This window comes from Marinobacterium profundum, assembly GCF_001528745.1.
Taxonomy (GTDB): Bacteria; Pseudomonadota; Gammaproteobacteria; order Pseudomonadales; family Balneatricaceae; genus Marinobacterium_A; species Marinobacterium_A profundum.
This window is the reverse complement of record NZ_BCNS01000169.1, coordinates 13,302-36,500: the sequence shown is the minus strand read 5'-3', so window position 1 is coordinate 36,500 and position 23,199 is coordinate 13,302. Positions and strand designations below refer to the sequence as shown.

Here is a 23,199-nt window from a genome sequence, read left to right as displayed (position 1 = left end):
GAGCTTGCGATACGCTTGGCAGTGTCATAACAGGTGTCCACTTAGAAATAGGTGGACACTATCAGGCGCTCACGGCACCTGGCTCAAGATGGGTTCGCCGGACGCATACACATAGCGGACGTTCACGGCCAAGCCATCGCCGCCACTCGAAACCGATAGAGAGCCCGCCAAGGCGTTACGCGCCATGCTTGGCGCACCCACAAAAAACCGCCGAATGGCGGGTTTGGAAGGAAAGTCCACGGGTTCATGCTAGTTCGGACGCAGCCTCCTTGGAGTGAGCGGCCTCCTGCTTCGCTATTGCCAATGATTCGTAGTACTCGTGCGCTTCAGCCTTCAGGGTGAAATGCGCATCCAACTTTAAGTCGGAGAGGGTCTCGCGGATTTCAGCAGCGCTCACTCGGAAGAACTCTTTGCGAGGGTTAACGCGGTTAACGCGGTTAACGCGGTTGTAGTGGAAGAGGCGGTGCAGTTCTTTTTCAAGGGTTGGAGCGTCTTTGCTATAGACCATTGCATGCACATCAAACTCGAATGGGACTGAGGCGTCGCCCAATTCTTTGACGCGATCCATGGGCTCAAGCCTGCGAGTCATGCCAACTTTGAACACTTCCTCTCCGAACGAACCGATATTCGAGATTACGTAGACATGCCCTGCGCGTGTTTGCTGAGCCATTGAAAGCGCTCTTTCGTTCCTGGCCTCAGCCTCGACCAGTTTGGCCTGCAGTTCTTCCAATTCTTGCAGGTATGCTTGGCGTTCCTGTTCGCTAGCGGCATCAAGGTGTTTGCGGGCCTCTTCCATCGCCTTTTGGAGCATCTGCTCTTCTTTTTCAGCCTCCTTGAGTGCCTTCTCAATTTCGCGCCGGGCACGTTCTTCTTCGCGCATCTGCTCGCGAATTTCCCGCTGTTCCTCAAGCTCAATCTGACGCAGTTCATATGAAGCTACGGCCCAGCGTAGTTCATCCAGGCGCGCCTTGTGGTAGGCGTCGGTGATATGGGCGTTACGAAATGCAGTGCCGTTATAATTCACTAGGCTTAAAGCATCCGCCAGCTGCTGCTGAATTTTCCCCAGGTTGTCATGCTTGACCTTGGTCAACGAGGAGTCGACCTTTCCGTTGTAGGCATCTAGCACGAATTGGATTGCTGTTTCTCGACGGCGCTTCTCGGCGTAGTCGCAATCTGCAGCTAATCCTTGCTTGATCAACGTCTTGTTATGCTGACGGGCCTCTTTCAGTTTTTGGCCGGCTTCCTTGTGGCTGAAGTCTTCGGCCAAATCATCCAGAATTGATGTATTCGGTACAACATACTCGTCGCCGTAGCCCTTGATGACATTGCGCGCTGCCCTAGCGGCGGATTCGAACAGATCGGCCTTGCCTTTTGCTTTGAGCGCATCCCCAGCGATCTGCTCTGCGCTTTCTCTTGCGCTTTTGAGCATACCCTCGGCTTGCCGAGCTGTCTGATCCAGTTGCTCCTGAGTTCGCTCCCGAATACGCTTCGCTTCCGCCTTGGCTTCTGAGTTTTCAGAATTGGCGGAATCAAGGATGGCTGCAGCTTCCTTTTGGGCGGCGGCAATATTTTCCCGCGCCTGCCTTTTACTATCAGCGGTAAGACTTTCAGCCGCTTGCTTGGCATCCGTCAGAACTTTCGATGCGAGCTGCTTGCCTTTAGCGAGATAGGCTTTGGCTGCCGCATTCGCATCTGCTACCTCGCTGTATTTAGCCAGCTGGCTGACCTTTTCCTCCAGTACTTGGCATTGCTGCTCTTTGTGTCGAAATCTTGCTTCGAAGTCGTCTGACGTTTTCTTTAAATGTTTGCTTTTTCTGTAGAACTTTAAGACAGCTACAAGCAGAAAGAGGGCGAGAAATAGCAGTAAGAATAGCAATAGGGTATCCATGGGTGGCTCCTTGCCTAATGGCCTTGCGGCATATGCTTCCTATTTGGAAGTGACTGTTGATGGAACTGCTCCATTGGAGAGCGCGTAGTTGACCACCATTCCCAAACATACATTGGCGCCCATGTAGAGCATCCCTGTCCTCCCGCTGATTTGATTAGCCAGAACAGCATAGGCCACCCTGCTTTCACTCGTCTAACCAAAATCACCACCTGGTCACTCATGAGGCAGTAACGCAATATCCACTTTGGGCCAAAGCGACAATCATGGCCCACTGTTCAGCTACAGCCCAACAGTTGCGATGAATCAGTTCCGGTACCCAAATCGGTCGATGCCAGCGGTGTAGCTTTACTAACTCAACCACTGGAATCCGGTATACCTACAGTTCCCATTGTCTGCTGATACGATCGCCCTCCCCTGTGATGCTGCCAACTCACAGCCCCAGGGGACGACCGCATGTCAGCCATCTGTCTTCACTTTCCACCAATTCGGTACGCTGCCATTATTGCCGGCCTGTTCGCCGTTACCCTGACCAGCAGCTGTGCCACCTCATCCGTTGCACCACCAACCATGGAGCAAGAGCCTGAAATTCAGGTACTGCCCGTACCTCGCGACTGGATCCCTGTCGTCCGGTATGGCCGTTACACCCTGGTAGAGCTGGCCCCACAGGTCGCCCAGCAAAACCTGCTGTTACAGGTCGTCGACGTATCCATGCCTGCCACCTTGCAGGCGACAGTCGGCGACGCATTGCGTCACCTGCTGCAGCGCTCTGGCTACAGCCTTTGCGAGGACGACCCTTCTATTGCGTCGCTGTATGATCTTCCTCTACCGGCAGCACATCGACAACTCGGCCCCCTCTTTCTGCACGATGCCCTACTGACGTTGGCAGGACCCGCCTGGTATTTGCAAGTCGACGACGTTACGCGGCAGCTGTGCTTCGTTCGCGCCGACACAACCGATTTGGCCCCGCCGGCTGTCGACGCATCGACAGTCAAACCATCCACAACCCTTTCTGCTACGGCTGGAGGTCAGCCATGAGCGGAGCTTCCAATCCAGTACGTTCGCGCAACGCCTCATTTGTGACTTTCCTGATGCTGACTTGGCTGCTCGGACTGAGTGTGGCCGCGATTATGGGCTATCACTTGGTATCGGAGCAGGCCAGCCAGGAGCAGGTGGAGACCGGACAGAGGCAATTACACAGCCTCGAGGCCCGTATGACAGCGTTAGTTGACGCCGTGGAGACTATTCAAGCCCAGCCCGAATTCGCTACCGTGGCGGCATTGCAGAGCATTCGGCACGCACTGGATGCGCGCGTGACACACGTGGAGCAGACGCTCACCGAACGCGTGGGAGTGGAACAACTGGACGCGTTGCGCATCGAGATCGCGCAGCTGAAAGCCCGGCCGGCAACCGTCCAGCCGGCGGCACCGGTTCAGGCGCGGCCCAAAGCCAAACCAGCGGTAGCTACACACCCCAGAAAAGAACCCTTTCCCTTTCAAGTGCTGGGCATTGAGCTGCGTGCGGGGCAACGTGCCCTGTCCATCGCTCCGACCGCCGGTAAACTGACGGCCGATCAGATTCAGGTGCTCCTACCCGGCGAGACTCTGGGCCTCTGGGTTTTGGAGTCCCTAGAAGCAAACACCGCAGTGTTTAGCACCGGTAAGCAGACGCGTCGACTGGCGATTCCGTGAGTGGGGCCATGATATGAAAACTCCGACACGCCTCGTTTTTGCATGGCTGATCGTCGTGCCTGCTATGGTTTCGGCGCAACCGCCTGCGATCAGTACATCCCAAGTGACACAAACCCAGCTCGAGAAAAGCCGGGACACGCGCCTGGCTCGGGACTGGGGATTGCGCTCGGACGAATGGACGCGCTACCGCGAGCTGATGGAAGGGCCACTGGGTATCTACTCGCCCAACCTCGACCCGCTCACGGCCCTGGGTATCGAGACGCGTTCGGACGACGAGCGCCGTCGCTATGCCGACCTCCAGGTACAGGCCGAAGCGCAGCGGGTCGAAAAACTGCTGAACTACCAGCGGGCCTATGACGCGGCCTGGCAACGGCGCTATCCCGGCGTGCTACGGGTCAACCTGCCCGATGCCATGCCTGGCAGCGTGAGCCTGACGGGCAGTGGCCGTCCGGCGGTGTTCGTCCGTGATGACTGCCATGCCTGCGACCAGATGGTGCAGCGGTTACAAGAATCCGGTACCGAATTTGATCTCTATATGGTCAGCGATCACACCGATGATGCCCGTATTCGTGACTGGGCACGCGGTACCGGTATCAATCCAGCCAAGGTGCGCAGCGGCGCCATCACCCTCAATCATGATGCCGGCCGCTGGCAATCGCTCGGCCTCGCCGGTGACCTGCCCGCCATCGTCCGGCAGGTGGACGGGCAATGGCAGCGGCAGTAATACGCATAGGCGCGTTGCAGGCAATACTGTTCGTGGTCTGTCTGGTGCCCGCCATATTTTGCCATGCGCGGGAGATCCCGCCCCCAGCCTACCAGCTTGCCGCGCAACGCGCCGGCATCCCATCGACGGTGCTGTATGCGGTGGCGCTGCAGGAGAGCGGTATCCGGCGCCACAACCGGCTTGTTCCCTGGCCCTGGTCGTTGAACGTCGCGGGCGAGACGCGCCGTTTTGCAAACCGGACCGCGGCCTGCGCCGGCCTGCACCAGGCGTTGCGTGAAGTGCCGCCCACGCGCATCGACGCCGGCCTCGGCCAGATCAACCTGGGGTACCAAAAGCGCCACTATCGCCATCCCTGCGATCTGCTCGACCCCTACCACAACCTGGCGATCGCTGCCGCGATCCTGCGCGAACAGCACACCGAAGGAGAGGACTGGTTGCTGGCCGTCGGTCGCTACCATCGGCCCGCCGGCGGGGCGCCCGCCGCACGCTATAAGACCCGTGTCGCCCAACACCTCGAGCGCGTGCTGGGCCGCTCCGGCCCGACGCACGCCGCTTTGCTGGAGACAGAAGCACCATGACCACACCCATCCTGTCCGTTCGCATCCTGACTCTCTCGCTGCCCCTGTGCGCGCTGCCACTGCAAGCGGCCGAACTGCTGATTGTTGTGGACGACCGCGGCGGCACCTCCGCCCTGCCCTACTATGAAGCGCTCAACCTGCAGCCCCTCTCGCAGCTGCCGATCGAGCCGACCCTCGTTGTCCCACAGCCTCCCGCGACGACCGTCAGCGAAGCGGACATGCTGCCCGTGCGCAGCCTGAAGCTGACACCGGGCATTGTCGCCCGCCGCACGCTCGAGGCCCCCGGCCTGCAACCGTTCTTCTTGGTCGGCGACGACGCGACCTCACGCGCTTGGCTTAGTCGTCATGCGGCTACATTGCAGGATCGTGGCGCCGTGGGTCTGGTGGTGAATGTAGAGACCGCGGAGGGACTCGAGCAGTTGCGCCAGATTGTTCCCGCAGTAAGGCTCTCACCGGTTCCCGCCGACGACCTGGCCGATCGACTGGGTCTGCGGCACTACCCGGCGCTGGTCACCAGCACCGGCATTGAGCAATGACGTTATGGCGCAGACCCAGCCGGTCGAGGTCCTGCTGCGCCCCGCGGTGGAGCTCTATACCGTAGCGGTCTGCGCCGGCTGCACGCTGCTGTGCCTGGTGGCCCCCTGGTCGCTGGCGCTGAATCCACTGATGGGCATCGGCAGCGCGCTAGCGTTCGCCACCTTCGGCGCCATCCGGCTGCGTGAGGCCCTGGTCATCCTGCGCTACCGGCGCAATATCCGCCGCCTGCCGCGCTATCGGATGACCAGCAGTGCCGTGCCGGTCAGCCAGCAGCGTCTGTTTATCGGCAAAGGGTTCCTGTGGGAGCAACGGCATACCCATCGGCTGATGCAGACCTACAGACCCGAGTTCCGCTGTTATGTCGAGCCGACGCCGGCCTACCGCCTGGCACGGCGTCTGGAAGAGCGGCTGGAGTTCGCGCCCTTTCCGCTGCCCCATCTCGCCAAACTCACCCGTTGGGATGTGCCATTCAACCCGGTGCAGCCGCTGCCGCCAGTTGGTGGCCTGCCGCGGCTGCACGGCATCGAGCCGTACGAAGTCGACGTCAGCCTGCCGCTGGGGGAGCGGGTCGGCCATTCGCTGGTGCTGGGCACCACCCGCGTCGGCAAGACACGGTTGGCCGAGCTGTTCATCACCCAGGACATCCGGCGCCAGAATGCAGCCGGCGAGCACGAGGTCGTCATTGTCTTCGACCCCAAGGGGGATGCGGACCTGCTGAAGCGGATGTACGTGGAAGCCCAGCGTGCCGGGCGCGACAGCGCGTTCTACGTGTTCCATCTCGGCTGGCCGGATATCAGCGCCCGCTACAACGCGGTGGGCCGGTTCGGGCGCATCTCCGAGGTGGCCACGCGCATCGCCGGTCAGCTCTCCGGCGAGGGTAATTCGGCGGCCTTTCGCGAGTTTGCCTGGCGCTTCGTCAATATCATCGCCCGGGCCCTGATCGAACTGGGACAGCGGCCGGACTACCTGCTGATCCAGCGCCACGTCATCAACATCGACGCGCTCTTTATCGAGTATGCGCAGCATTACTTCGCCAGGACCGAACCGAAGGCGTGGGAAGTCATCGTGCAGATCGAGGCCCGGCTCAACGACCGGACGATTCCGCGCAACATGATGGGACGGGAGAAGCGTGTGATTGCGCTCGAACAATACCTGGGCCAGGTGCGGAACTACGACCCGGTGCTCGATGGCTTGCGCTCGGCGGTGCGTTACGACCGCACCTATTTCGACAAGATCGTCGCCTCACTGCTGCCACTGCTGGAAAAGCTCACCAGCGGCAAGATCGCCCAGCTGCTGGCTCCGAACTACGCGGATCTGACGGACCCGAGGCCAATCTTCGACTGGATGCAGATCATCCGCAAACGCGCCGTGGTTTACGTGGGCCTGGATGCACTGTCCGATGCCGAGGTGGCCGCGGCTGTCGGCAACTCGATGTTCAGCGACCTGGTGTCGGTCGCCGGGCACATCTACAAGTTCGGCATCGACGATGGCCTGCCTGAAGCCAAGACCGACGCCAAGGTACCGATCAACGTCCATGCCGACGAGTTCAATGAGTTGATGGGGGACGAGTTCATCCCGATGGTCAACAAAGGCGGCGGCGCCGGTATCCAGGTCACCGCCTACACCCAGACCCTCAGTGACATCGAGGCGCGCATCGGCAACCGCGCCAAGGCGGGCCAGGTGGTGGGCAACTTCAATAATCTCTTCATGCTGCGGGTACGCGAGACCGCCACCGCCGAGTTGCTCACGCGGCAGTTGCCCAAGGTGGAGGTTTACACCACAACGGTGGTCAGCGGCGCCACCGACAGCTCCGACATCCACGGTTCGACCGATTTCACCTCCAACACCCAGGACCGCATCAGCATGTCGAGCGTACCGATGATCGAGCCCTCGCACCTGGTCGGCCTTCCCAAGGGCCAGTGCTTCGCGCTGCTACAGGGTGGCAATCTCTGGAAAGTCCGCATGCCGTTGCCGGCCCCCGACCCGGACGAGGCCATGCCGCAGGATCTACAGCAGCTCGCAGGCTACATGCGCCAGCGCTATACCGAAACCGGACAGTGGTGGGAAAACCTGGGCGCGCCCGGCTTACAGGACCAGCCGCTGCCGGACGACCTGCTCGACGACCCGACCCATGACGACACCGGCCAGGCTGAAGCTCCCTCATGAACGATCCCGCCACCACCGCCCAGCGTCAGCAAGCCCGCCGTCAGGGCCTGCTTGGCGGTATTATCACCTTGCCATTTCGGATGATGGGCGTACTGGTCGGCTCCTTGCTGATCTCGATCCTGATCGAGTGCGTGGGGATGCACCTGGTCTGGCGCGACCAGGGCTGGCGCCATTCTCAGGCCATGCTGCAGTACGAGCTGGGACAGCTGTCGAGCCACTTCACGCGTAGCGCCCTGGTACAGGAGCCAGGACGCACGGCGCACCGACTGGTGAAAACCGGCTACGACTGGATTTTTATCAAGACAGGGCTGTTGCAGCGGATGGGCAACACCGCTGAGCGGGCCCGAACACCCAGCCAGGGAAGCACCCGAAATGTCCGCTATTACATCAGCCAGGCCTATGTCTGGGCCGAGCGTTACCTGATCGCTGCCGCGTTTACGACCCTGACCTTTGGAGTGCGGCTGCTTGTGCTGACGCTAACCCTGCCGCTATTCCTGATGGCGGCTTTCGTCGGCTGTGTCGATGGTCTGGTGCGGCGCGATGTGCGCAAGTTCGGCGCAGGCAGAGAGTCAGGCTTTGTCTATCACCGGGCCAAAGCGTCGCTGATGCCGCTGGTCGTATTGCCCTGGGTGGTCTATTTGACGTTACCGGTGTCGCTGCATCCGCTGCTGATCCTGCTGCCCAGCGCGGCACTGCTGGGGCTGGCGGTTAACCTCACCACCGGGAGCTTCAAGAAGTATTTGTAATCGTCTCTTCTTACGCCCCTGATAATGCGGTACTCCCCGTGTTCTTATTGTTTGCAGCCTGAGCATTTGAACTCCCTCACCATTACGCCATTGCTGATCTGACGAAGGAATGCGCGATGGTGCTTTCATCTCGATCGCGTGCCGCCCACGGCTGCGCACTGTTTTTCCTGGTCTCCCTGATGGGGGCCATGCCGAAGGCCTGCGCGGAAGATGCACCGCTGCAGCGCCAGGCACTGGCCGCCGCACTGCGTCAGCTCGATGCCTTGGAGCGGCTGGTCGAACAGAGTGCGGCATCCACTCCCTTCACGGCCGGCAATCGTTACCACTTCGACTATCCGCGCCTGCGCGCAGATCTGACACGGGTGCGCGCCGGCATCCGGGACTACCTCGCTCCCTCTCGTGCCCAGCCCAGAGACCCCACCGCGCTGAGTGGTCAGTACCGCGCCGAGTCCTATCCGGAGGAGCGGCCATGACCGCCGCACAACTCTCTGCCTTTCAGGCCAGCAGCGGCATCACTCCGGCGCTGATGGCCACCGTCCTGGTGGGCACGGTATTCGCCGTCCTGCTGCTGTGGGGCGCTTGGGCCATCCGCACAGCCTATGTCGGCTGGGCTGAAAGCCGTATCAACCAGCGTCAGTTCTTCGGTGTCGTGGTGCGCTTTGTCGCCTTGTACCTGGTACTGACGTTCTTCCTGCTCTCGTGACCCGAAGGTGCTCGAACATGAATCCTCACTACGTCCTTCCCCGTTTGCTGTATCGCTCCGTCATTGCCTTGAACACCGTCGCGCTGTCTGCGCCGTCCTTTGCGCTGGGCCTGCCCACGCTGGAGAACCCGTCCCGGGGTACCGGCAGCGGCATCATGGAGACGATCCGCAACTACGGCTATGACATCGTGCTGCTGGTCGCGCTGCTGGTCGTCGCATCGATGTTCGTCGGGGTGTGCTACCACGCCTATTCCAGCTATGCCGAGATCCACACCGGCCGGAAAACCTGGGGCCAGTTCGGCTTGACCGTAGCGGTGGGCGCCGTGCTGCTGGTGATCGGCATCTGGCTGCTCACCGAAGCCACCGGCATCCTGTAGGAGGCCCGCGCCATGTCCAGTGCGGAGCTTATTCAGGCAGACGGTACGGTGACGTTTCTTCCGCATCGGCTCAATCACCATCCAGTGGTGGTGCGGGGCCTGAGCGCGGATGAGCTGTGGATCTGCTGCGGCCTGTCCGCCACCCTGGGGCTAACCGTCGGGGTGCCACTGGCCTCGCTGTTGTCGACCATCGCCTTGGTGCCGACTTGCATCGTCGCGACGATTGCCCTCGGGATCTATGTCGGTGGCGGCATTCTGCGCCGTCAGAAGCGGGGCCGGCCGGACACCTGGCTGTACCGGCATCTGCAATGGTGGCTGGCGTCGCGTTATCCCCTGCTGGCCGGATGGGTTGGCGGGCACACACTGATCACCCGTTCGGGTGCCTGGTCGGTGCGACGGGAGGCCCGATGAGCCGGTTCAAGAACGAAGTCGCTCACCTGCAATCCCATATCCGTACGCTGCGCATCGGCGTGGCGGCCTTGCTGTTGCTGGCCCTTATCATGGGAGGCGGATGGTGGAGTGCGCCACGGGATCTCACCATCCACGTGCCGCCGGACCTGCGCTCCGGCAGTTCCAGGAAATGGTGGGAGGTGCCCCCGGAGTCCATCTACGCCTTCACCTTCTATGTGTTCCAGCAGCTCAACCGCTGGCCGTCGAATGGCGAAGCCGACTATGCGCGCAACCTTCATGCCCTGTCGCCCTACTTCACCCCCGCCTGCCGCGCCTTCCTCCAGGCCGACTACGACTACCGCCGCAGTACCGGCGAGCTGCGCCAGCGCGTGCGCGGCATCTACGAGATTCCCGGCCGCGGCTACGGCGACAACCCCACTGAACGCGTGCAGGTGGTGTCGGACCGCGACTGGGTGGTCCAGCTCGATATCAGTGCGGACGAGTATCACGGCTCAGAGCAGGTCAAGCGCGCCCTGGTGCGCTACCCGATCAAGGTCGTACGACTGGATGTCGACCCTACGCGCAATCCCTTCGGCTTGGCACTCGACTGCTACGACGGCGCACCACAACGCATCGCTGTGCCGACGGCCGAACCATCCGGGAATACGGGCCTGAACCTGCGAGGAGTAACGCCATGAATCGTCGAGCTTCCACCTGGTGGGTAGTCGTGCTGGCCCTGGTGGCCGTGCCCGCGGCGCAGGCCGTGGAGATACTGCGCTGGGAGCGCCTGCCGCTCGCGGTGCCGTTGATAGTGGGCCAGGAGCGCATCGTCTTCGTCGACCGCAACGTCCGGGTTGGACTCCCCGCCCAGCTGGGCGATCGGCTACGGGTCCAGAGTGCGGGCGGCGCGGTCTACCTGCGCGCCAGCGAGCCTATCGAACCGACCCGGTTACAGCTGCAGGATGCCGATACCGGCGCCCTGATCCTGCTCGACATCGCGGCCACACCCGCTCAAGCGGGCGAGCCGCCACTGGAGCCGGTGCGCATCGTCGAGGGAACGACTCTACCCTCACGTTATGGTGAGCCCGTAACCGCGGCTGATCGCTCACCAGGTACTCCATCTGAAGGGCCCCGGCACGAGACCCCATTACCGGTGGTGCTGACGCGTTTCGCCGCACAGAACCTCTATGCCCCACTGCGCACGGTGGAACCGCTGCCGGGAGTTCAACGCGTCAACCTGCGCCGTGACCTGCCACTCGATACCCTGCTGCCCACCGAGCCGGTGCATGCCAAGGCGCTCATTGCCTGGCGTCTGGCCGATCAATGGGTTACCGCGGTGCGACTGACCAACACCAGCGAGCGCTGGATAGGACTCGATCCCCGGGCGCTGCAGGGTGACTTTATGACGGCCAGCTTCCAGCACCCTGACCTGGGGCCCCGTGGCAGGCCGGAGGACACCACAGTGCTGTACCTGGTCACGCGCGGCCAAGGCCTCGCGCCATCGCTGCTGCCCGCCATCAACCGCATCGACCCGGCGCTGAACCTGCCTCGCCCTGCAGCGGTCCCGAAAGGAGCCAAACATGCAGAGTAACGGCTTGCTCAAGTGGCTGATGATCCCGGTGGCGCTGTTGCTACTGTTTATGGGTATCCGGCTGTTTTCCGGGGACGGGACCCGGACGCCGCCATCCTCCGTTGCCGGCAGCGCACTGACCCCCGAGGAGATGCAGGCGCTCGGTATCGAGGGCGACACCCCGCGCGACACCGTGGCCACGCTGGTCGCACAGGTCAAGCAACTGCGCACCGAGCTGCAGACGGCCTTGAGCGACAACGACACCCAGCGCGCCGAGAACGCACGTTTGCGCCAGCGTGAGAGCGCAATCGATCAACGCATCAGTACCGCCCTTGCATCCGAGCGCGCCAACCTGCAACAGGAGCAGAATCGTGTCGCCGGCGAGCGGCAGCAGACCGAGGGGCTATTGCAGGAGCTGCAGCGTCAGCTTGCAGACTTGAGCGACACCGGCGGCCATACCGAACTGCCGGTGGGCCTGGGACTGCGCGAGGGCGATGGCGACGGCTTTAGCACCGGGCTGCAGTGGGTCGAACCAGATGACGCCCTACCTGCCGATAGCCGTAACGGCGCGAGCGACAGCGTCAGCTTCCCGAACCGTTTTGGCCCGGCACTGCGCCCGGAAGAAACCACGAGCACCAGCCTCACCATTGGTGATGCCCAAGCGGCCTCCAGGAACACAACGCCGGTCTATACGCTGCCGGCCAATGCCACCCTGATGGGCTCGGTGGCGATGACGGCGCTGATCGGTCGCGTCCCCATCGATGGTACCGTGAACGATCCCTACCCGTTCAAGGTCCTGGTCGGTCCGGACAACCTCACCGCCAACGGTATCGACCTTCCCGACGTGGCCGGTGCCGTGTTCAGCGGCACGGCCTCCGGCGACTGGACCTTGTCGTGCGTGCGTGGCCAGGTGCGCAGTATCACCTTCGTGTTTCATGACGGCACCATCAGTACCCTGCCCGCAGACAGCGAGCGCGGGAACCCGACCAGCAACCAGGACGGTCTTGGCTGGATCAGCGATCCCTATGGCATCCCCTGCGTCAGCGGTGAGCGCCGCAGCAATGCACAGCAGTACCTTGGCACGCAGTCATTGATTACCGCCGCCGGTGCCGGCGCGGCGTCGCTGATCAACGCCGAGAACGGTCAGCTGTCGTACGTCGGCGCCGACGGCTCGCTCGGTAGCGTCGGTATCAGCAGCAACGAGGCAATGGGCCGCATCCTCGCCGGCGGCGTGCAGGACATGTCGTCCTGGGTCAACAAGCTCTATGGCCAGGCCTTCGCCGCCGTGTACGTACAACCCGGCGCCCGGGTCGCCATCCACCTCGAGCAGCCGCTCGCCATCGACTACGCCGCCGACGGGCGCAAGGTCGACCATCGCACAGGAGCTAGCTATGCACGGGATCTCGACTAAGCCTCTGGTACTGGCGTTGATGGTGACGCTACTCACCGGTTGCGCCACCGACAAGGACACGCTGCTACCCCATGGCGATCGCACCATGCAGGACCTCTGGCATCAGCACGCCGGTGACGGCGGCTCGGGCCAGGTCGCCACGCGGCGGCTACTCGATGCCCGCCAGAGCCTGCGTCGGCCGCTGACCGCAAGCGATATCCCGTCCGCCGTGGACGCCAGTAGCCGCTACACCCGCACGGCGCACAACGAGATCATCCGGCAGTTCCACCGCCTGCCAAACCCGGACCTGATCATGTATGTGTTCCCGCACCTGGCCGGCACCGACCCTGTGCCGGTGCCGGGCTACAGCACGGTTTTCCCGCTGTATCAGCGCGTGCAGTATGCGATGCCCGGCGAGCGCCTGGAGGATTACTGATGGCCTGGACATGGAACAGGAGATGGCCGTGGCGACGCGATGTTGAGGATGGAGGCGACAGCGCCCAGGATCCGCCCGATGGCTGGCAGCGTCACGTTCAGGCATTGCGGGACTCCGGTATTCCGGCGCCCGGCGCGGCGGTGCACGGCAGCCGGCCGGCGACGCTGGCCGACGAGCAGGCGCTGTACGACCGGGCTCCGTCCTTTGTCGAGCTGCTGCCCTGGGTCGAGTACCTGCCCGAGACCCAGTGCATGCTGCTCGAGGACGGTCTATCCGTCGCTGCCTTCTTCGAGCTGCAGCCGCTCGGTACCGAAGGCCGGGAAGCCGCCTGGCTGGCACAGGCCCGGGATGCGCTGGAAAATGCCCTGCAGGACAGCTTCGACGAGTTGGACAATAACCCCTGGGTGCTGCAGCTCTACGCCCAGGACGAGGCCAACTTCGATGCCTACCTGGATCAATTGCGAAGGTACCTGCAGCCCCGCGCCCAGGGCACCGCCTTCAGCGAATGCTACTTGACGTCCATTGCCCACCATCTGAGGGCCGTGGCGAAGCCCGACGGGCTATTCGAGGATACCGCCATCAGCCGCCTGCGTTGGCGCGGCCAGTGCCGGCGGGTGCGCATGGTGGTCTACCAGCGCCTGAACGGCCAGACGGCGCGCCGCGGGCAGTCCCCGGAACAGGCACTGAATATCGTCTGCGACCGTCTGCTGGGCGGTTTGGCCAACGCCGGTATTGAGGCCCAGCGCCTGGACGCGGCACAGATCCATGACTGGCTGCTGCGCTGGTTCAATCCCAGGCCATCGCTGCTGGGGCCCGCCCCCGAGGACCGCGAGCGCTTCTACCGCCAAGCGGCCTACCCGGAGGCGATCGATGCCGACGAGACCGCCCCCGATGAGATCGAGCTGGCAAGCGGCCTGGATTTCAGTCAGCGATTGTTCTTCGGCCAGCCCCGCTCCGACGCCCGGCAAGGGCTGTGGTATTTCGACGGCATGCCCCATCGGGTGCTGGTGTCGGATCGCCTGCGCACACCGCCCGCCACCGGCCACCTGACCGGTGAGACCCGCAAGGGTGACGCCATTAACACGCTGTTCGATCAGATGCCCGACGACACCCTGATGTGCCTGACCCTGGTGATCACGCCGCAGGATGTGCTGGAAGCTCACCTGAATCAGCTGGCAAGAAAGGCGGTCGGCGACACCCTGGCGTCTGAGCAGACACTCAGCGACGTGCACGAGGCGCGGTCGCTGATCGGCAGCGCCCACAAACTGTACCGCGGCAGCCTCGCCTTTTACCTGCGTGGCCAGGATGAGGCCGAGCTCGATAGCCGGGGACTGCAGCTGGCAAACGTCATGCTTAATGCCGGCCTGCAGCCGGTGCGAGAGGATGACGAGGTCGCACCACTCAACAGCTACCTGCGTTGGCTGCCCGGCCTCTACAATCCGGGGCAGGACCGCCGCCAGTGGTACACGCAGCTGATGTTCGCCCAGCATGCGGCAAACCTGGCGCCCGTCTGGGGGCGCAGCCAGGGCACCGGCCACCCCGGCATCACTTTTTTCAACCGCGGCGGCGGCACCATCACCTTCGACCCGTTGAACCGTCTCGACCGCCAGATGAACGCGCATCTGTTCCTGTTCGGCCCCACGGGTTCTGGCAAGAGCGCCACGCTCAACAACATCCTCAACCAGATCACGGCCATCTACCGGCCCCGCCTGTTTATCGTCGAGGCCGGCAACAGCTTCGGGCTGTTCGGTGAGTTTGCCCAGCGCCTGGGAATGACACTGAACCGGGTCAAGCTGGCGCCCGGTGCCGGTGTGAGCCTGGCGCCCTTTGCAGACGCCCGCCGCCTGGTCGAGACACCCGGCCACGTACAGACGCTGGATGCTGACGCCCTTGACGACGCCTCGTCCGCAGACTCTGCAGCGGCGGACATCGACGAGCAGCGCGACGTGCTCGGCGAGCTGGAGATCACCGCGCGCCTGATGATTACCGGCGGCGAAGAGCGCGAAGAGGCGCGCATGACCCGTGCCGACCGCAGCCTGATCCGCCAGTGCATCCTCGATGCCGCGCAGCACTGCGTAGCGGCACAACGCACCGTGCTGACCCGCGACCTGCGCGATGCGCTACGCGGGCGCGCCGATGATACGACACTGCCGGAGAGCCGCCGGGCACGCCTGCTGGAGATGGCCGATGCCATGGACATGTTCTGCCAGGGGGTTGATGGCGAGATGTTTGACCGCCCCGGCACACCCTGGCCCGAAGCTGACATTACCGTCGTGGATCTGGCAACCTTTGCGCGCGAGGGCTACAACGCCCAGCTTTCCATCGCCTATATCAGCCTGATCAATACCGTGAACAACCTGGCAGAGCGCGACCAGTTTTTGGGCCGGCCCATCATCAATGTCACCGACGAAGGCCACATCATCACCAAGAACCCGCTGCTCGCCCCCTATGTGGTGAAGATCACCAAGATGTGGCGAAAACTCGGCGCCTGGTACTGGCTGGCGACGCAGAATATCGACGATCTGCCCAAGGCGGCGGAGCCAATGCTGAACATGATCGAATGGTGGATCTGCCTGTCCATGCCACCGGACGAAGTTGAGAAGATCGCCCGCTTTCGCGAGCTGTCACCGGCGCAAAAGGCACTGATGCTGTCCGCGCGCAAGGAGGCCGGCAAGTTCTCCGAAGGCGTGGTGCTGTCGAAGTCGATGGACCTGCTGTTCCGCGCGGTGCCACCGAGCCTCTACCTGGCGCTGGCCCAAACGGAACCGGAGGAGAAGGCCGAGCGCTACCAGCTGATGCAGCAGCAGGGCATCGATGAGCTGGAAGCCGCCTTCAAGGTGGCCGAAAACATCGACCGGGCACGCGGCATCGCTCCCCTGGCCTACGACGACCTCTTGGCGGCTCCCGCCACTGGCGTCGACAGTTCCGAATTGTCCGCTGACGTTGTCAGCGACATGCCCAGGTAGCCTGCGATCCTCAAGGCTACGGGCGCGGTAATACCGCGCTGATCGCGAACCCCGTCCGCTTCGCATCCCTTGCGCGGATGACCGCCGGTTGTATGGCGGTGGATGTGACATTGATTACAGACCCTGGAGGGCTCGCCCTCCAGGGTCGGCGCCTCCGCATTTGTCCGCAAATCCCCAGGAGGCATCCCATGACAACATCCGTTGCCATCAACGACAGCGCCCGTCTGTCCATCCCGCTGGATAACCAGCATGAAGACTGGATCATCGCCCGCGCCATTGAGATCACCGAGCGACGCGTCTTCCAACGCAGCAACACCTTGCAGAACCCGACGGAGGTACGGGACTACCTGCGCATGAAACTGGCGAGCGAGCGCAACGAAGTGTTCTCGGTGGTGTTCCTCGATAACAGACATCGCGTCATCGCCTTCGACGTGCTGTTCAAGGGCACGATCGATGCGTCATCGGTGTATCCGAGGGTCGTACTGTCCAAGGCGCTGGAACATAACGCGGCGGCGGTCATCTTCGCTCACAATCATCCCTCGGGCGTAACCGAACCCAGCCTGGCCGACAAGGCCATCACGGAACGGTTGGCGTCACTCTTGACGGCGGTGGATATCCGCGTGCTGGATCACTTCATTATCGGCGAAGGGAAGCCCTTTTCCTTTGCGGAGATGGGGCTGCTATAACCCCGCTCTTTCCTCCCTCGACAGCGACTGCGTCCCTTCGGGCGCGGCTCGCTGCCCCCCTCCAAATAGGGACGCACCGCGGTGCCCATTGTTGGTGGAACAAAGCTCCGTTTTCGATTGCACTGGTAACGTCATCAAACCACCGGGGAACACACATGCAACAGCTTCATGGCTCGCACAGGCCCAGCCTGGCCATCCTCGCTCTGCTGCTTCTCAGCGGCAGCGCCACAGCGACGGAGGTCTGGGTGGTCAGCGATAGCCATAACCCCGTGACCGGTACACATGCCCCCGATCGCGTCATCGAACTGGACGCACCATCGCGTCTGGAGGCGCAACTGTCCGCCCGGCTACCCACAGACCCATTGCAAGCCAGCCAGCGCATGCAGCAACGACTGGCACAGGGTGGCCAGCAGCTGCACCGGCGCCTGCAGAGCGCCTACCAGGGCGTTACCGATGCCTGGAGCCTCGGCATCACCGCGATTCCAGCGGTCGTGGTGGACCGGCGCTATGTCGTCTATGGCGAAGCCGACCTCGACCAGGCACTGGATCGCGTGGCGCAGTATCGTAAGGAACAGCCATGAGGACTCCACAGCGCCTGCGACTCGGGTCCGCCATCGTGCTGCTCGGCACGGCTACACCGGGCGCCGCCCTCACGACCACCACCATTCTGCAATCGGCCTTGTCACCGGACTGCCTTGAATACCGGGTCGTGGGCATCTGCTACTGGCTGTACTGCTCGTCGAGCGGCTGCAGGGTACGCACCTCGGTCAAGGTACGCCATTATGTGCCCGATGCCGTGGTCTCGAGCTACAGCAACACCGGAAACAACCCCTGGGTCGAGGTGCGGGCGATGAGCCCGCCCAACCCGGCGGCACAGGCGGGTGGCGATGGCACCATCAACGAGGACCATGAAAACAACCTCGCCAAATTCAAGAACGCCGACGTCATCGGCCACCCGGGTACCAAACTGTTCAGCCAGTTCGCCGCCAGTTTCGGTTACCGTTGCGACGGCGCCGGCACGGCGTTTATGCCCTATCTGCTCAGCACCCTTGATACGCCCGCCTGGCGTTACAACCTGCCCGAGGCCGTCTATCCGGAAGCCCTGACACCCGGCATGCGCGAGATCGGCACCCGTAGCGCATTGAACCTCTGGGGCAACGTCTATCCCCGCGGCGGCTTCCTGCACCAGAGTGACGACCACAAGGCCGGCGCCGTAGTCGCCCAACGCGCGGGCGATATCGTCACCCGCCGCGGTCAACTGCATGTCTACCAGCCGCTGCTGGCGAATCCACGGGACGGCTACTGGCCGGCCGGGGCACTGATGGAAAGCGACGCCTCGACCGGCAAATGGCAGGAACTGACACCGCGATTGTCCACCTCCTGCGCGGTGTTCCCCCACAGCGGTCCGCGACTCCAGGCCCGGCAAGGCGACTATGCCTGGGCGCTGTGGCGGCCCTACAGCTGCTGCCAGCGCCGGGGCCAGCGCTTTCTCGGTAGCGTGGATTTCGACTGAGGACACAAGAATGCACCGAGCATGTACCTTAAACACATCGAGCCCCTTACTGCGCCGCTGCTGGTGTTCGGCACTACTGGCCAGCACCTTTGTGCTGGCTGGCAGCTTGGCAGCGGCGCAGACCACGATCAGCAGCAACGGTTTTCAGACCAGCGGCAGCGTCATCGGCGACGAGGTGATGTACTCCATCGGCGGCGGTAACGCCGTATCGATGAGCGGCGCCGCCAGCATGCGCTCCATCGGCGTCGGCGCCGGCTGGAACAGCAACCTGGTCTGTGGCGACCTGTCGATCTCGACCACCATCCAGAACCAGCTCAACGGCCTGACCGACGGCTTCCAGACCCTGATGTCGTCGGTGATCCAGAATGCCACCAGCGCTGTCGCCTCGCTGCCGGCCCTGATCATCCAGCGCGCCGATCCCGGCCTCTACAACCTGTTGACCAATGGCATCTTGCAGGCCCGGCTCGACTTCGACCGCTCCAAGCTGACCTGCCAGGCGATGGCCAACCGCATGGCCGATATGGCCGGCGGACAACGTGGCTGGAACCAGCTGTCGGAAGGCATGGTGCTGCAACAAGCCGTGGCCAGCACCGATGCGGTCTCCGCCATCGAACAGGCCGAGATCAGCAAGGGAAATGAGGGCGTGCCCTGGGTCGGCGGTAGCAATGCCGGCGGTACCGGGCAGCCATCGATCAAGGTGGTGAGCGACGTCACCCGCGCCGGCTACAACCTGGTCAATGGCCGTGCAGTGTCCGATACCGCAGCCATCGATCCGACCAGCTGCGACAGCCTGGCCTGCCAGACCTGGTCTTCGCCACAGGCCGCCGTGGCATGGGCCACCCGCGTGCTGGGCGAACAGGAGCAACGCACCTGCGAGCACTGCACCAAAACCGAGACCACCCCCGGGGTCGGGCTGACACCGCTGATCCAGGATGAATACGACAGCAAATTGCAGGCCCTGCAAGAACTGATCACCGGTGCGCGCCCCACCACGTTCGCCAACCTGCGTGAAGCGGGTAGCTCCTCGCTGCCGATCACGCGCGGCGTTATCGAGGCGCTGCGCGACGAGCCAGACCAGGCCATTCTGGCCCACCGTCTGGCCTCCGAGGTGGCGCTGTCCTCGGTGCTGGAGAAAGCCCTGCTGCTACAGCGCACACTGCTGACCGGCATGAAGGAGCCGAATGTTGCAGCCAATCAGTTGGCGGTCGACGCGGTTGATCACGAAAGCAACCTGCTCGACCGCGAGATCCTCAACCTCAAGACCGAACTGGAACTGCGCCGGGAACTGGCCAATAACTCGCCCATGGCGATCATCCAGCGTTTTCGGACACGTGCCGCCGGCTCGCGCGGCATTTACGAGGGCGACCCGGTGCCGGATCGCCTTGACCAGCTGCAGCGCACCTCGAGCGGCGCTTCGCCATGAACCCCGCCAGGCGGCGCGTTCGCGAAGGGTTCGGTAGGCGTACGGCAAAGGCGCTGCTTTGGACCTCAGTGCTGTTGGCGGCCGCCATCGCGGCCAACCTTATCGGCATCTATCGGCTCGGCAGTATCGAGGGCTGGGCACGCTGGCTGGCGGGGGCATCCTGGTATTTTCTGCTGTGGCGGCTCTGCCTTTATGCGGTAACGGCCGCTGGCTGGCGCTGGATGCGCCGCCGTTTGCTTGCGCGCGAGCCCGATGGGGCTTCACGCCGGCGCCTGGTCCGTGCCGAAATTGCCGGCGTGCTGGCGATCGCCGCGCTGGAGTGCAGCCTATTGCTGCAGGTCGGTTAACGGAGGGGCCCGCATGACGCTCTATACCACCGATTACCTGGAGTACTACCTCACCCTCGTGGGCTGGATCGTCCACAACGGCATCTGGTCGGTCCTGGTTGCAAGCGGCGTGTTCGCCCTGCCCTTCATTGCCATCATCCTCCAGGAATGGCTCAAGGCTCGCAGCGAAGGTGCCGATGAAGGCAACAAGGGCGTCTTATCAGCCATGCGCATCGAGAACCGGGTCTGGGTGGCCATCGTGGTGATCCTGTTTGCCGGCATGCCCTTTATCGACGTCGACCTCAACACCCTTCGCTTCGACGATTCACGTTCCCGCCAGTGCCAGGTCCAGGTGCCCGCCCCCAGCGATACTGGCTGGAGCCAGTCGTTCACCACCCTCAATCACCAGAGTGCCAAGGTACCGGTCTGGTGGGCTTTCATGCATGCATTGTCCCGCGGGGTCACCGGTGCCTCGGTGGCAGCCATCCCCTGCGGCAGTGACCTGCGACAGATGCGCATGGAGATCGATGCCACCCGCATCGACGACCCATTACTGGCCCAGGAGGTGGCAGATTTTACCTATGACTGTTACGGACCGGCGCGCGCCAAACTGTTCATGACCCGGCCGTCGCTCGACGAAGCCCAGATGCACGATGTCAGCTGGACTGGCTCGACTTACTTCATTACGACCAACGGCTACTACGACAGCTACCACACCAGCACGCCACGCGATGGCTGGGCTTACGACAGCAGCCGCGATGCCGGCCTGGCCCAGGTGTCGAGCGGCGCCGGCTACCCGACCTGTCGGCAGTGGTGGAACGATAGCGACATCGGCCTGCGTGCCCGCCTGCTGACTGAGGTCGATCCCGGCCTGTTAACCCGGCTGGCAAACTGGGCCGGCTTCCTGAGCCGCACAGCGGTGGATGACGCGGTGATCCGTGCGATCGCCGCCCCCCGCCAGCAGAAACTCAATCGGGGTAGCATCTACACCGACTACGGCGGCCAGATCGATAAGACCCGGTCGAACATCGTTACCCGAGTTGCCGGCGATATCGGCATGACCATTGGAGCCCTGGGTCTATTCCCAGCGATGGACGTGATGCGACAGGCGCTACCGATGGTACTGTCATTTTTAAAGATGGCCCTGGTGATCTGCATCCCGCTGGTGCTTGTCATCGGCACCTACGACCTCAAATCCCTGGTGACGATCAGCATCGTGCAGTTTGCGCTCTTCTTCGTCGACTTCTGGTTCCAACTCGCGCGCTGGATTGACTCGACCATCCTCGACGCGCTCTATGGCTGGGGGTGGGGATGGAACCGACCGCACGCCAACTTCGATCCGGTGATGGGCTTGAACAATGCCTTCGGCGATATGTTGCTGAACTTCGTGATGGCGACGATGTTCCTAGTCCTGCCAGGATTCTGGGTCGCAGCACTAAGCTGGGTCGGTATTCGTGCAGGTTACGCGATTCAAGCACTCTCGGAGGGTACCAAGGGATCTACGCAAGCGGGAGGTCAAGGTGCTGGAGCCATTTCAGGTGGCAAGCTGAAATAGCGAGGCGCCGCAGCGCCTCAATCGTCTTCGTACAGGTCGTGTGAAGTGTCGTTATAGAGGTTCGGATCATAACCCGGTTTTTTTCGGAGTTCATTCAGATCAGCGAATTGCCACTCATCTTCATCAAGCGGATTGCGTTGCTTTGCAATCAAGGCGGCAACCACCGCAAACACAATCAACAGCGCCAACCAGAACGCGGCATACAGCAGCACGCCCAGAACGACGAGCTTGGCGATCCACGACAACACGAGACCTGCTCGCTCAGGCAATCCTTGTTCTACCAGCCAGCCCGAAACCTGCCGCTCGCGGCGAAGATAACCGCGCCATCCTCGACCAAGCCAGCAGCCAAAACGCTCTGCGTTACTGATATGAATTTTCGTGTTCATGGTCGTCACCTGCTGTCTTCCTTAACAGTGTTGCTGCTTAGAGTTACGGCGGTTTACTCCAATTCTCGTGGCTGGCGGCTTTCAAAGCCTCCCAATCCGTGGGTGGATGGCCGCGACCCAGCATTTTCTCGAAGACCGCGTACGGATCGGACTTGCTGCCCGCTGACCGTAGCGTCTGCTCATCATTGACCCAGGCGAAGATGATGATTTTCGCCTTCGAATCATAGCGGAAGAACAGCCGAAAGCGCCTCCCGATCTTGGCCCGACGCCAATGTCGATAGGCTGACCCCAGCGTATTGCCCTGACGGTACTCGTCCCGAGCAGGATCACTCGGTACCACCTCCAATATCAGCTGGCTTAGCGCCCGGAACAGCTTAACGTTCGCATTGGACTCGAAGCCTGTCGGATCCTTCTGCTCGGTACGCTTCGCCGCCACATGCAGCTTCTGCAATTGCTCAACCACACAGTCGTGGAATAACAGTGTCCATCCCTGCTGTCGCATCAGATCACCACGTCACCCTGGATTTCCTCATCCAGGTCGACGCTGCGACCGGCCTGTGCCAGCATCGCCTGCGCTAGATCCTCCGGGAGTGTCTGGACATGACGACCGGCCTGGATGTCACTGGCCAGCAGGTCAAGGAAGGCTCCAATGGCCGGATCTTCGTATTCCGCGCCCGCGCGTGTAACCACAACCTGCCCGTTTTCCCCGAGATCGAAAGCAACCTTGCTGCCGGCATCGAGTCCCAGTGCCTGCCGGATCGGCTTGGGCAACGTAATCTGCCCCTTGGACGTCAGTGTAGCCACTTCATGAATACCGGGCATGATCGCGCTCCTGTAGGTATTTTGCATGCCCAAAGAGTAAGAAAAATTCCTTACCTTGTCAATTTGACCTCGATCCTGTCCGTCGTATTGGTGCATATCGGTATCCGAGCTGCCATGAAAGACCGCATCCTATACCCGAAACAGCCTGCCTTCTGCTCGCAATACGGCGCGCTGCAAAACCCATTGATCATGGCCGAGCACCCCAGCATTGCCCTATAGCAAAGGGCTTAGCAAAGGGCTTAGCAAAGCAAAATGGTAAAGGGCCCTGAATGGATAATGGAATGGGGGCAAGGGGAAAGGCCCTACCCGAAAAGGCCAAAAGGCTCCCC

At 62.5% G+C, this 23,199-nt stretch carries 26 protein-coding genes; 22 read left to right on the top strand and 4 right to left on the bottom strand.

Going from position 1 to position 23,199, the window contains the following annotated elements:
* Positions 1 to 244 precede the first annotated feature (244 nt).
* Positions 245 to 1,888 (bottom strand): SNIPE associated domain-containing protein, encoded by a 1,644-nt coding sequence (locus MPRO_RS20470; protein ID WP_082709006.1) that lies wholly within the window; start codon positions 1,886 to 1,888, stop codon positions 245 to 247.
* A gap of 453 nt (positions 1,889 to 2,341) precedes the next feature.
* On the opposite strand from MPRO_RS20470, the gene pilL2 reads away from it, so the two are divergent.
* The 22 genes from pilL2 to MPRO_RS20360 all read left to right on the top strand — a co-directional run bounded on the left by pilL2 (position 2,342) and on the right by MPRO_RS20360 (position 21,662).
* A complete protein-coding gene (gene pilL2 / locus MPRO_RS20465; RefSeq protein WP_067297574.1) occupies positions 2,342 to 2,923 on the top strand; it encodes a PFGI-1 class ICE element type IV pilus protein PilL2 in 582 nt (193 codons plus the stop codon).
* The gene (locus MPRO_RS20460) at positions 2,920 to 3,576 is read left to right on the top strand and encodes a hypothetical protein (protein ID WP_067297570.1); all 657 of its coding nucleotides are present in this window, start codon (positions 2,920 to 2,922) and stop codon (positions 3,574 to 3,576) included. The genes pilL2 and MPRO_RS20460 overlap by 4 nt, the downstream gene beginning before the upstream one ends.
* 64 nt (positions 3,577 to 3,640) lie before the next feature.
* On the top strand, positions 3,641 to 4,300 hold the full coding sequence (locus MPRO_RS20455; RefSeq protein ID WP_439646789.1) for a TIGR03759 family integrating conjugative element protein: 660 nt from the start codon (positions 3,641 to 3,643) through the stop codon (positions 4,298 to 4,300).
* A complete protein-coding gene (locus tag MPRO_RS20450; RefSeq protein ID WP_067297567.1) occupies positions 4,285 to 4,878 on the top strand; it encodes a transglycosylase SLT domain-containing protein in 594 nt (197 codons plus the stop codon). The genes MPRO_RS20455 and MPRO_RS20450 overlap by 16 nt, the downstream gene beginning before the upstream one ends.
* Positions 4,875 to 5,414, top strand: coding sequence for an integrating conjugative element protein (locus MPRO_RS20445; protein ID WP_067297563.1), 540 nt, complete (start codon positions 4,875 to 4,877; stop codon positions 5,412 to 5,414). The genes MPRO_RS20450 and MPRO_RS20445 overlap by 4 nt, the downstream gene beginning before the upstream one ends.
* A 4-nt stretch (positions 5,415 to 5,418) precedes the next feature.
* Entirely contained in the window at positions 5,419 to 7,581 is a 2,163-nt protein-coding gene (traD, locus tag MPRO_RS20440; RefSeq protein WP_067297560.1) for a type IV conjugative transfer system coupling protein TraD, read from the top strand.
* Entirely contained in the window at positions 7,578 to 8,327 is a 750-nt protein-coding gene (locus MPRO_RS20435; RefSeq protein WP_067297556.1) for a TIGR03747 family integrating conjugative element membrane protein, read from the top strand. The genes traD and MPRO_RS20435 overlap by 4 nt, the downstream gene beginning before the upstream one ends.
* Positions 8,328 to 8,443: 116 nt before the next feature.
* Entirely contained in the window at positions 8,444 to 8,800 is a 357-nt protein-coding gene (locus MPRO_RS20430; protein ID WP_067297553.1) for an integrative conjugative element protein, RAQPRD family, read from the top strand.
* Positions 8,797 to 9,030 carry a TIGR03758 family integrating conjugative element protein gene (locus MPRO_RS20425; protein ID WP_067297550.1) on the top strand — a complete coding sequence of 78 codons (234 nt, stop codon included), beginning with the start codon at positions 8,797 to 8,799 and terminating at the stop codon, positions 9,028 to 9,030. The genes MPRO_RS20430 and MPRO_RS20425 overlap by 4 nt, the downstream gene beginning before the upstream one ends.
* A gap of 17 nt (positions 9,031 to 9,047) precedes the next feature.
* Positions 9,048 to 9,407, top strand: coding sequence for a TIGR03745 family integrating conjugative element membrane protein (locus MPRO_RS20420; RefSeq protein WP_067297547.1), 360 nt, complete (start codon positions 9,048 to 9,050; stop codon positions 9,405 to 9,407).
* A 12-nt stretch (positions 9,408 to 9,419) separates the two neighbouring features.
* A complete protein-coding gene (locus tag MPRO_RS20415) occupies positions 9,420 to 9,818 on the top strand; it encodes a TIGR03750 family conjugal transfer protein (RefSeq protein ID WP_067297544.1) in 399 nt (132 codons plus the stop codon).
* On the top strand, positions 9,815 to 10,495 hold the full coding sequence (locus MPRO_RS20410; protein ID WP_067297541.1) for a PFL_4703 family integrating conjugative element protein: 681 nt from the start codon (positions 9,815 to 9,817) through the stop codon (positions 10,493 to 10,495). Before MPRO_RS20415 ends, MPRO_RS20410 begins: the two co-directional genes overlap by 4 nt.
* Entirely contained in the window at positions 10,492 to 11,388 is an 897-nt protein-coding gene (locus tag MPRO_RS20405; protein WP_067297538.1) for a TIGR03749 family integrating conjugative element protein, read from the top strand. The genes MPRO_RS20410 and MPRO_RS20405 overlap by 4 nt, the downstream gene beginning before the upstream one ends.
* Positions 11,378 to 12,778, top strand: a complete 1,401-nt coding sequence (locus MPRO_RS20400; protein ID WP_067297535.1) for a TIGR03752 family integrating conjugative element protein — start codon at positions 11,378 to 11,380, stop codon at positions 12,776 to 12,778. The genes MPRO_RS20405 and MPRO_RS20400 overlap by 11 nt, the downstream gene beginning before the upstream one ends.
* Positions 12,759 to 13,193: a TIGR03751 family conjugal transfer lipoprotein gene (locus tag MPRO_RS20395; RefSeq protein ID WP_067297531.1), complete on the top strand. Its 435-nt coding sequence runs from the start codon at positions 12,759 to 12,761 to the stop codon at positions 13,191 to 13,193. The genes MPRO_RS20400 and MPRO_RS20395 overlap by 20 nt, the downstream gene beginning before the upstream one ends.
* Positions 13,193 to 16,159 carry a conjugative transfer ATPase gene (locus tag MPRO_RS20390; RefSeq protein WP_245635157.1) on the top strand — a complete coding sequence of 989 codons (2,967 nt, stop codon included), beginning with the start codon at positions 13,193 to 13,195 and terminating at the stop codon, positions 16,157 to 16,159. Before MPRO_RS20395 ends, MPRO_RS20390 begins: the two co-directional genes overlap by 1 nt.
* A 188-nt stretch (positions 16,160 to 16,347) precedes the next feature.
* Positions 16,348 to 16,845: a JAB domain-containing protein gene (locus MPRO_RS20385; protein ID WP_067297527.1), complete on the top strand. Its 498-nt coding sequence runs from the start codon at positions 16,348 to 16,350 to the stop codon at positions 16,843 to 16,845.
* A gap of 155 nt (positions 16,846 to 17,000) precedes the next feature.
* The gene (locus MPRO_RS20380; protein ID WP_067297522.1) at positions 17,001 to 17,426 is read left to right on the top strand and encodes a TIGR03757 family integrating conjugative element protein; all 426 of its coding nucleotides are present in this window, start codon (positions 17,001 to 17,003) and stop codon (positions 17,424 to 17,426) included.
* A complete protein-coding gene (locus MPRO_RS20375; protein ID WP_067297517.1) occupies positions 17,423 to 18,358 on the top strand; it encodes a TIGR03756 family integrating conjugative element protein in 936 nt (311 codons plus the stop codon). Before MPRO_RS20380 ends, MPRO_RS20375 begins: the two co-directional genes overlap by 4 nt.
* Positions 18,359 to 18,368: 10 nt before the next feature.
* On the top strand, positions 18,369 to 19,781 hold the full coding sequence (locus MPRO_RS20370) for an integrating conjugative element protein (RefSeq protein WP_067297514.1): 1,413 nt from the start codon (positions 18,369 to 18,371) through the stop codon (positions 19,779 to 19,781).
* Positions 19,778 to 20,128, top strand: coding sequence for a hypothetical protein (locus MPRO_RS20365; protein ID WP_067297509.1), 351 nt, complete (start codon positions 19,778 to 19,780; stop codon positions 20,126 to 20,128). The genes MPRO_RS20370 and MPRO_RS20365 overlap by 4 nt, the downstream gene beginning before the upstream one ends.
* A 13-nt stretch (positions 20,129 to 20,141) precedes the next feature.
* Positions 20,142 to 21,662, top strand: coding sequence for a conjugal transfer protein TraG N-terminal domain-containing protein (locus MPRO_RS20360; protein ID WP_067297505.1), 1,521 nt, complete (start codon positions 20,142 to 20,144; stop codon positions 21,660 to 21,662).
* A gap of 17 nt (positions 21,663 to 21,679) precedes the next feature.
* On the opposite strand, the gene MPRO_RS20355 is transcribed toward MPRO_RS20360, so the two are convergent.
* Genes MPRO_RS20355 through MPRO_RS20345 form a run of 3 tightly spaced genes read right to left on the bottom strand, consistent with a single transcriptional unit; the run spans position 21,680 to position 22,870 of the window.
* A complete protein-coding gene (locus tag MPRO_RS20355) occupies positions 21,680 to 22,048 on the bottom strand; it encodes a DUF3742 family protein (protein ID WP_067297502.1) in 369 nt (122 codons plus the stop codon).
* 43 nt (positions 22,049 to 22,091) lie between these two features.
* A complete protein-coding gene (locus MPRO_RS20350) occupies positions 22,092 to 22,550 on the bottom strand; it encodes a type II toxin-antitoxin system YhaV family toxin (RefSeq protein WP_067297499.1) in 459 nt (152 codons plus the stop codon).
* Positions 22,550 to 22,870 (bottom strand): type II toxin-antitoxin system PrlF family antitoxin, encoded by a 321-nt coding sequence (locus MPRO_RS20345; RefSeq protein ID WP_067297496.1) that lies wholly within the window; start codon positions 22,868 to 22,870, stop codon positions 22,550 to 22,552. The genes MPRO_RS20350 and MPRO_RS20345 overlap by 1 nt, the downstream gene beginning before the upstream one ends.
* Positions 22,871 to 23,199 lie beyond the last annotated feature (329 nt).

Coding starts and splice junctions, on each gene's coding strand:
- MPRO_RS20460 (WP_067297570.1), top strand. CDS start 2,920: ATGAGCGGAGCTTCCAATCCAGTACGTTCGCGCAACGCCTCATTTGTG.
- MPRO_RS20415 (WP_067297544.1), top strand. CDS start 9,420: ATGTCCAGTGCGGAGCTTATTCAGGCAGACGGTACGGTGACGTTTCTT.
- MPRO_RS20375 (WP_067297517.1), top strand. CDS start 17,423: ATGAGGACTCCACAGCGCCTGCGACTCGGGTCCGCCATCGTGCTGCTC.
- MPRO_RS20430 (WP_067297553.1), top strand. CDS start 8,444: ATGGTGCTTTCATCTCGATCGCGTGCCGCCCACGGCTGCGCACTGTTT.
- MPRO_RS20395 (WP_067297531.1), top strand. CDS start 12,759: ATGCACGGGATCTCGACTAAGCCTCTGGTACTGGCGTTGATGGTGACG.
- MPRO_RS20365 (WP_067297509.1), top strand. CDS start 19,778: ATGAACCCCGCCAGGCGGCGCGTTCGCGAAGGGTTCGGTAGGCGTACG.
- MPRO_RS20370 (WP_067297514.1), top strand. CDS start 18,369: ATGCACCGAGCATGTACCTTAAACACATCGAGCCCCTTACTGCGCCGC.
- MPRO_RS20410 (WP_067297541.1), top strand. CDS start 9,815: ATGAGCCGGTTCAAGAACGAAGTCGCTCACCTGCAATCCCATATCCGT.
- MPRO_RS20350 (WP_067297499.1), bottom strand. CDS start 22,550: ATGCGACAGCAGGGATGGACACTGTTATTCCACGACTGTGTGGTTGAG.
- MPRO_RS20435 (WP_067297556.1), top strand. CDS start 7,578: ATGAACGATCCCGCCACCACCGCCCAGCGTCAGCAAGCCCGCCGTCAG.
- MPRO_RS20450 (WP_067297567.1), top strand. CDS start 4,285: ATGGCAGCGGCAGTAATACGCATAGGCGCGTTGCAGGCAATACTGTTC.
- MPRO_RS20400 (WP_067297535.1), top strand. CDS start 11,378: ATGCAGAGTAACGGCTTGCTCAAGTGGCTGATGATCCCGGTGGCGCTG.
- MPRO_RS20355 (WP_067297502.1), bottom strand. CDS start 22,048: ATGAACACGAAAATTCATATCAGTAACGCAGAGCGTTTTGGCTGCTGG.
- MPRO_RS20405 (WP_067297538.1), top strand. CDS start 10,492: ATGAATCGTCGAGCTTCCACCTGGTGGGTAGTCGTGCTGGCCCTGGTG.
- MPRO_RS20420 (WP_067297547.1), top strand. CDS start 9,048: ATGAATCCTCACTACGTCCTTCCCCGTTTGCTGTATCGCTCCGTCATT.
- traD (WP_067297560.1), top strand. CDS start 5,419: ATGGCGCAGACCCAGCCGGTCGAGGTCCTGCTGCGCCCCGCGGTGGAG.
- MPRO_RS20445 (WP_067297563.1), top strand. CDS start 4,875: ATGACCACACCCATCCTGTCCGTTCGCATCCTGACTCTCTCGCTGCCC.
- MPRO_RS20385 (WP_067297527.1), top strand. CDS start 16,348: ATGACAACATCCGTTGCCATCAACGACAGCGCCCGTCTGTCCATCCCG.
- MPRO_RS20470 (WP_082709006.1), bottom strand. CDS start 1,888: ATGGATACCCTATTGCTATTCTTACTGCTATTTCTCGCCCTCTTTCTG.
- MPRO_RS20345 (WP_067297496.1), bottom strand. CDS start 22,870: ATGCCCGGTATTCATGAAGTGGCTACACTGACGTCCAAGGGGCAGATT.
- MPRO_RS20380 (WP_067297522.1), top strand. CDS start 17,001: ATGCAACAGCTTCATGGCTCGCACAGGCCCAGCCTGGCCATCCTCGCT.
- MPRO_RS20360 (WP_067297505.1), top strand. CDS start 20,142: ATGACGCTCTATACCACCGATTACCTGGAGTACTACCTCACCCTCGTG.
- MPRO_RS20390 (WP_245635157.1), top strand. CDS start 13,193: ATGGCCTGGACATGGAACAGGAGATGGCCGTGGCGACGCGATGTTGAG.
- MPRO_RS20455 (WP_439646789.1), top strand. CDS start 3,641: ATGGTTTCGGCGCAACCGCCTGCGATCAGTACATCCCAAGTGACACAA.
- pilL2 (WP_067297574.1), top strand. CDS start 2,342: ATGTCAGCCATCTGTCTTCACTTTCCACCAATTCGGTACGCTGCCATT.
- MPRO_RS20425 (WP_067297550.1), top strand. CDS start 8,797: ATGACCGCCGCACAACTCTCTGCCTTTCAGGCCAGCAGCGGCATCACT.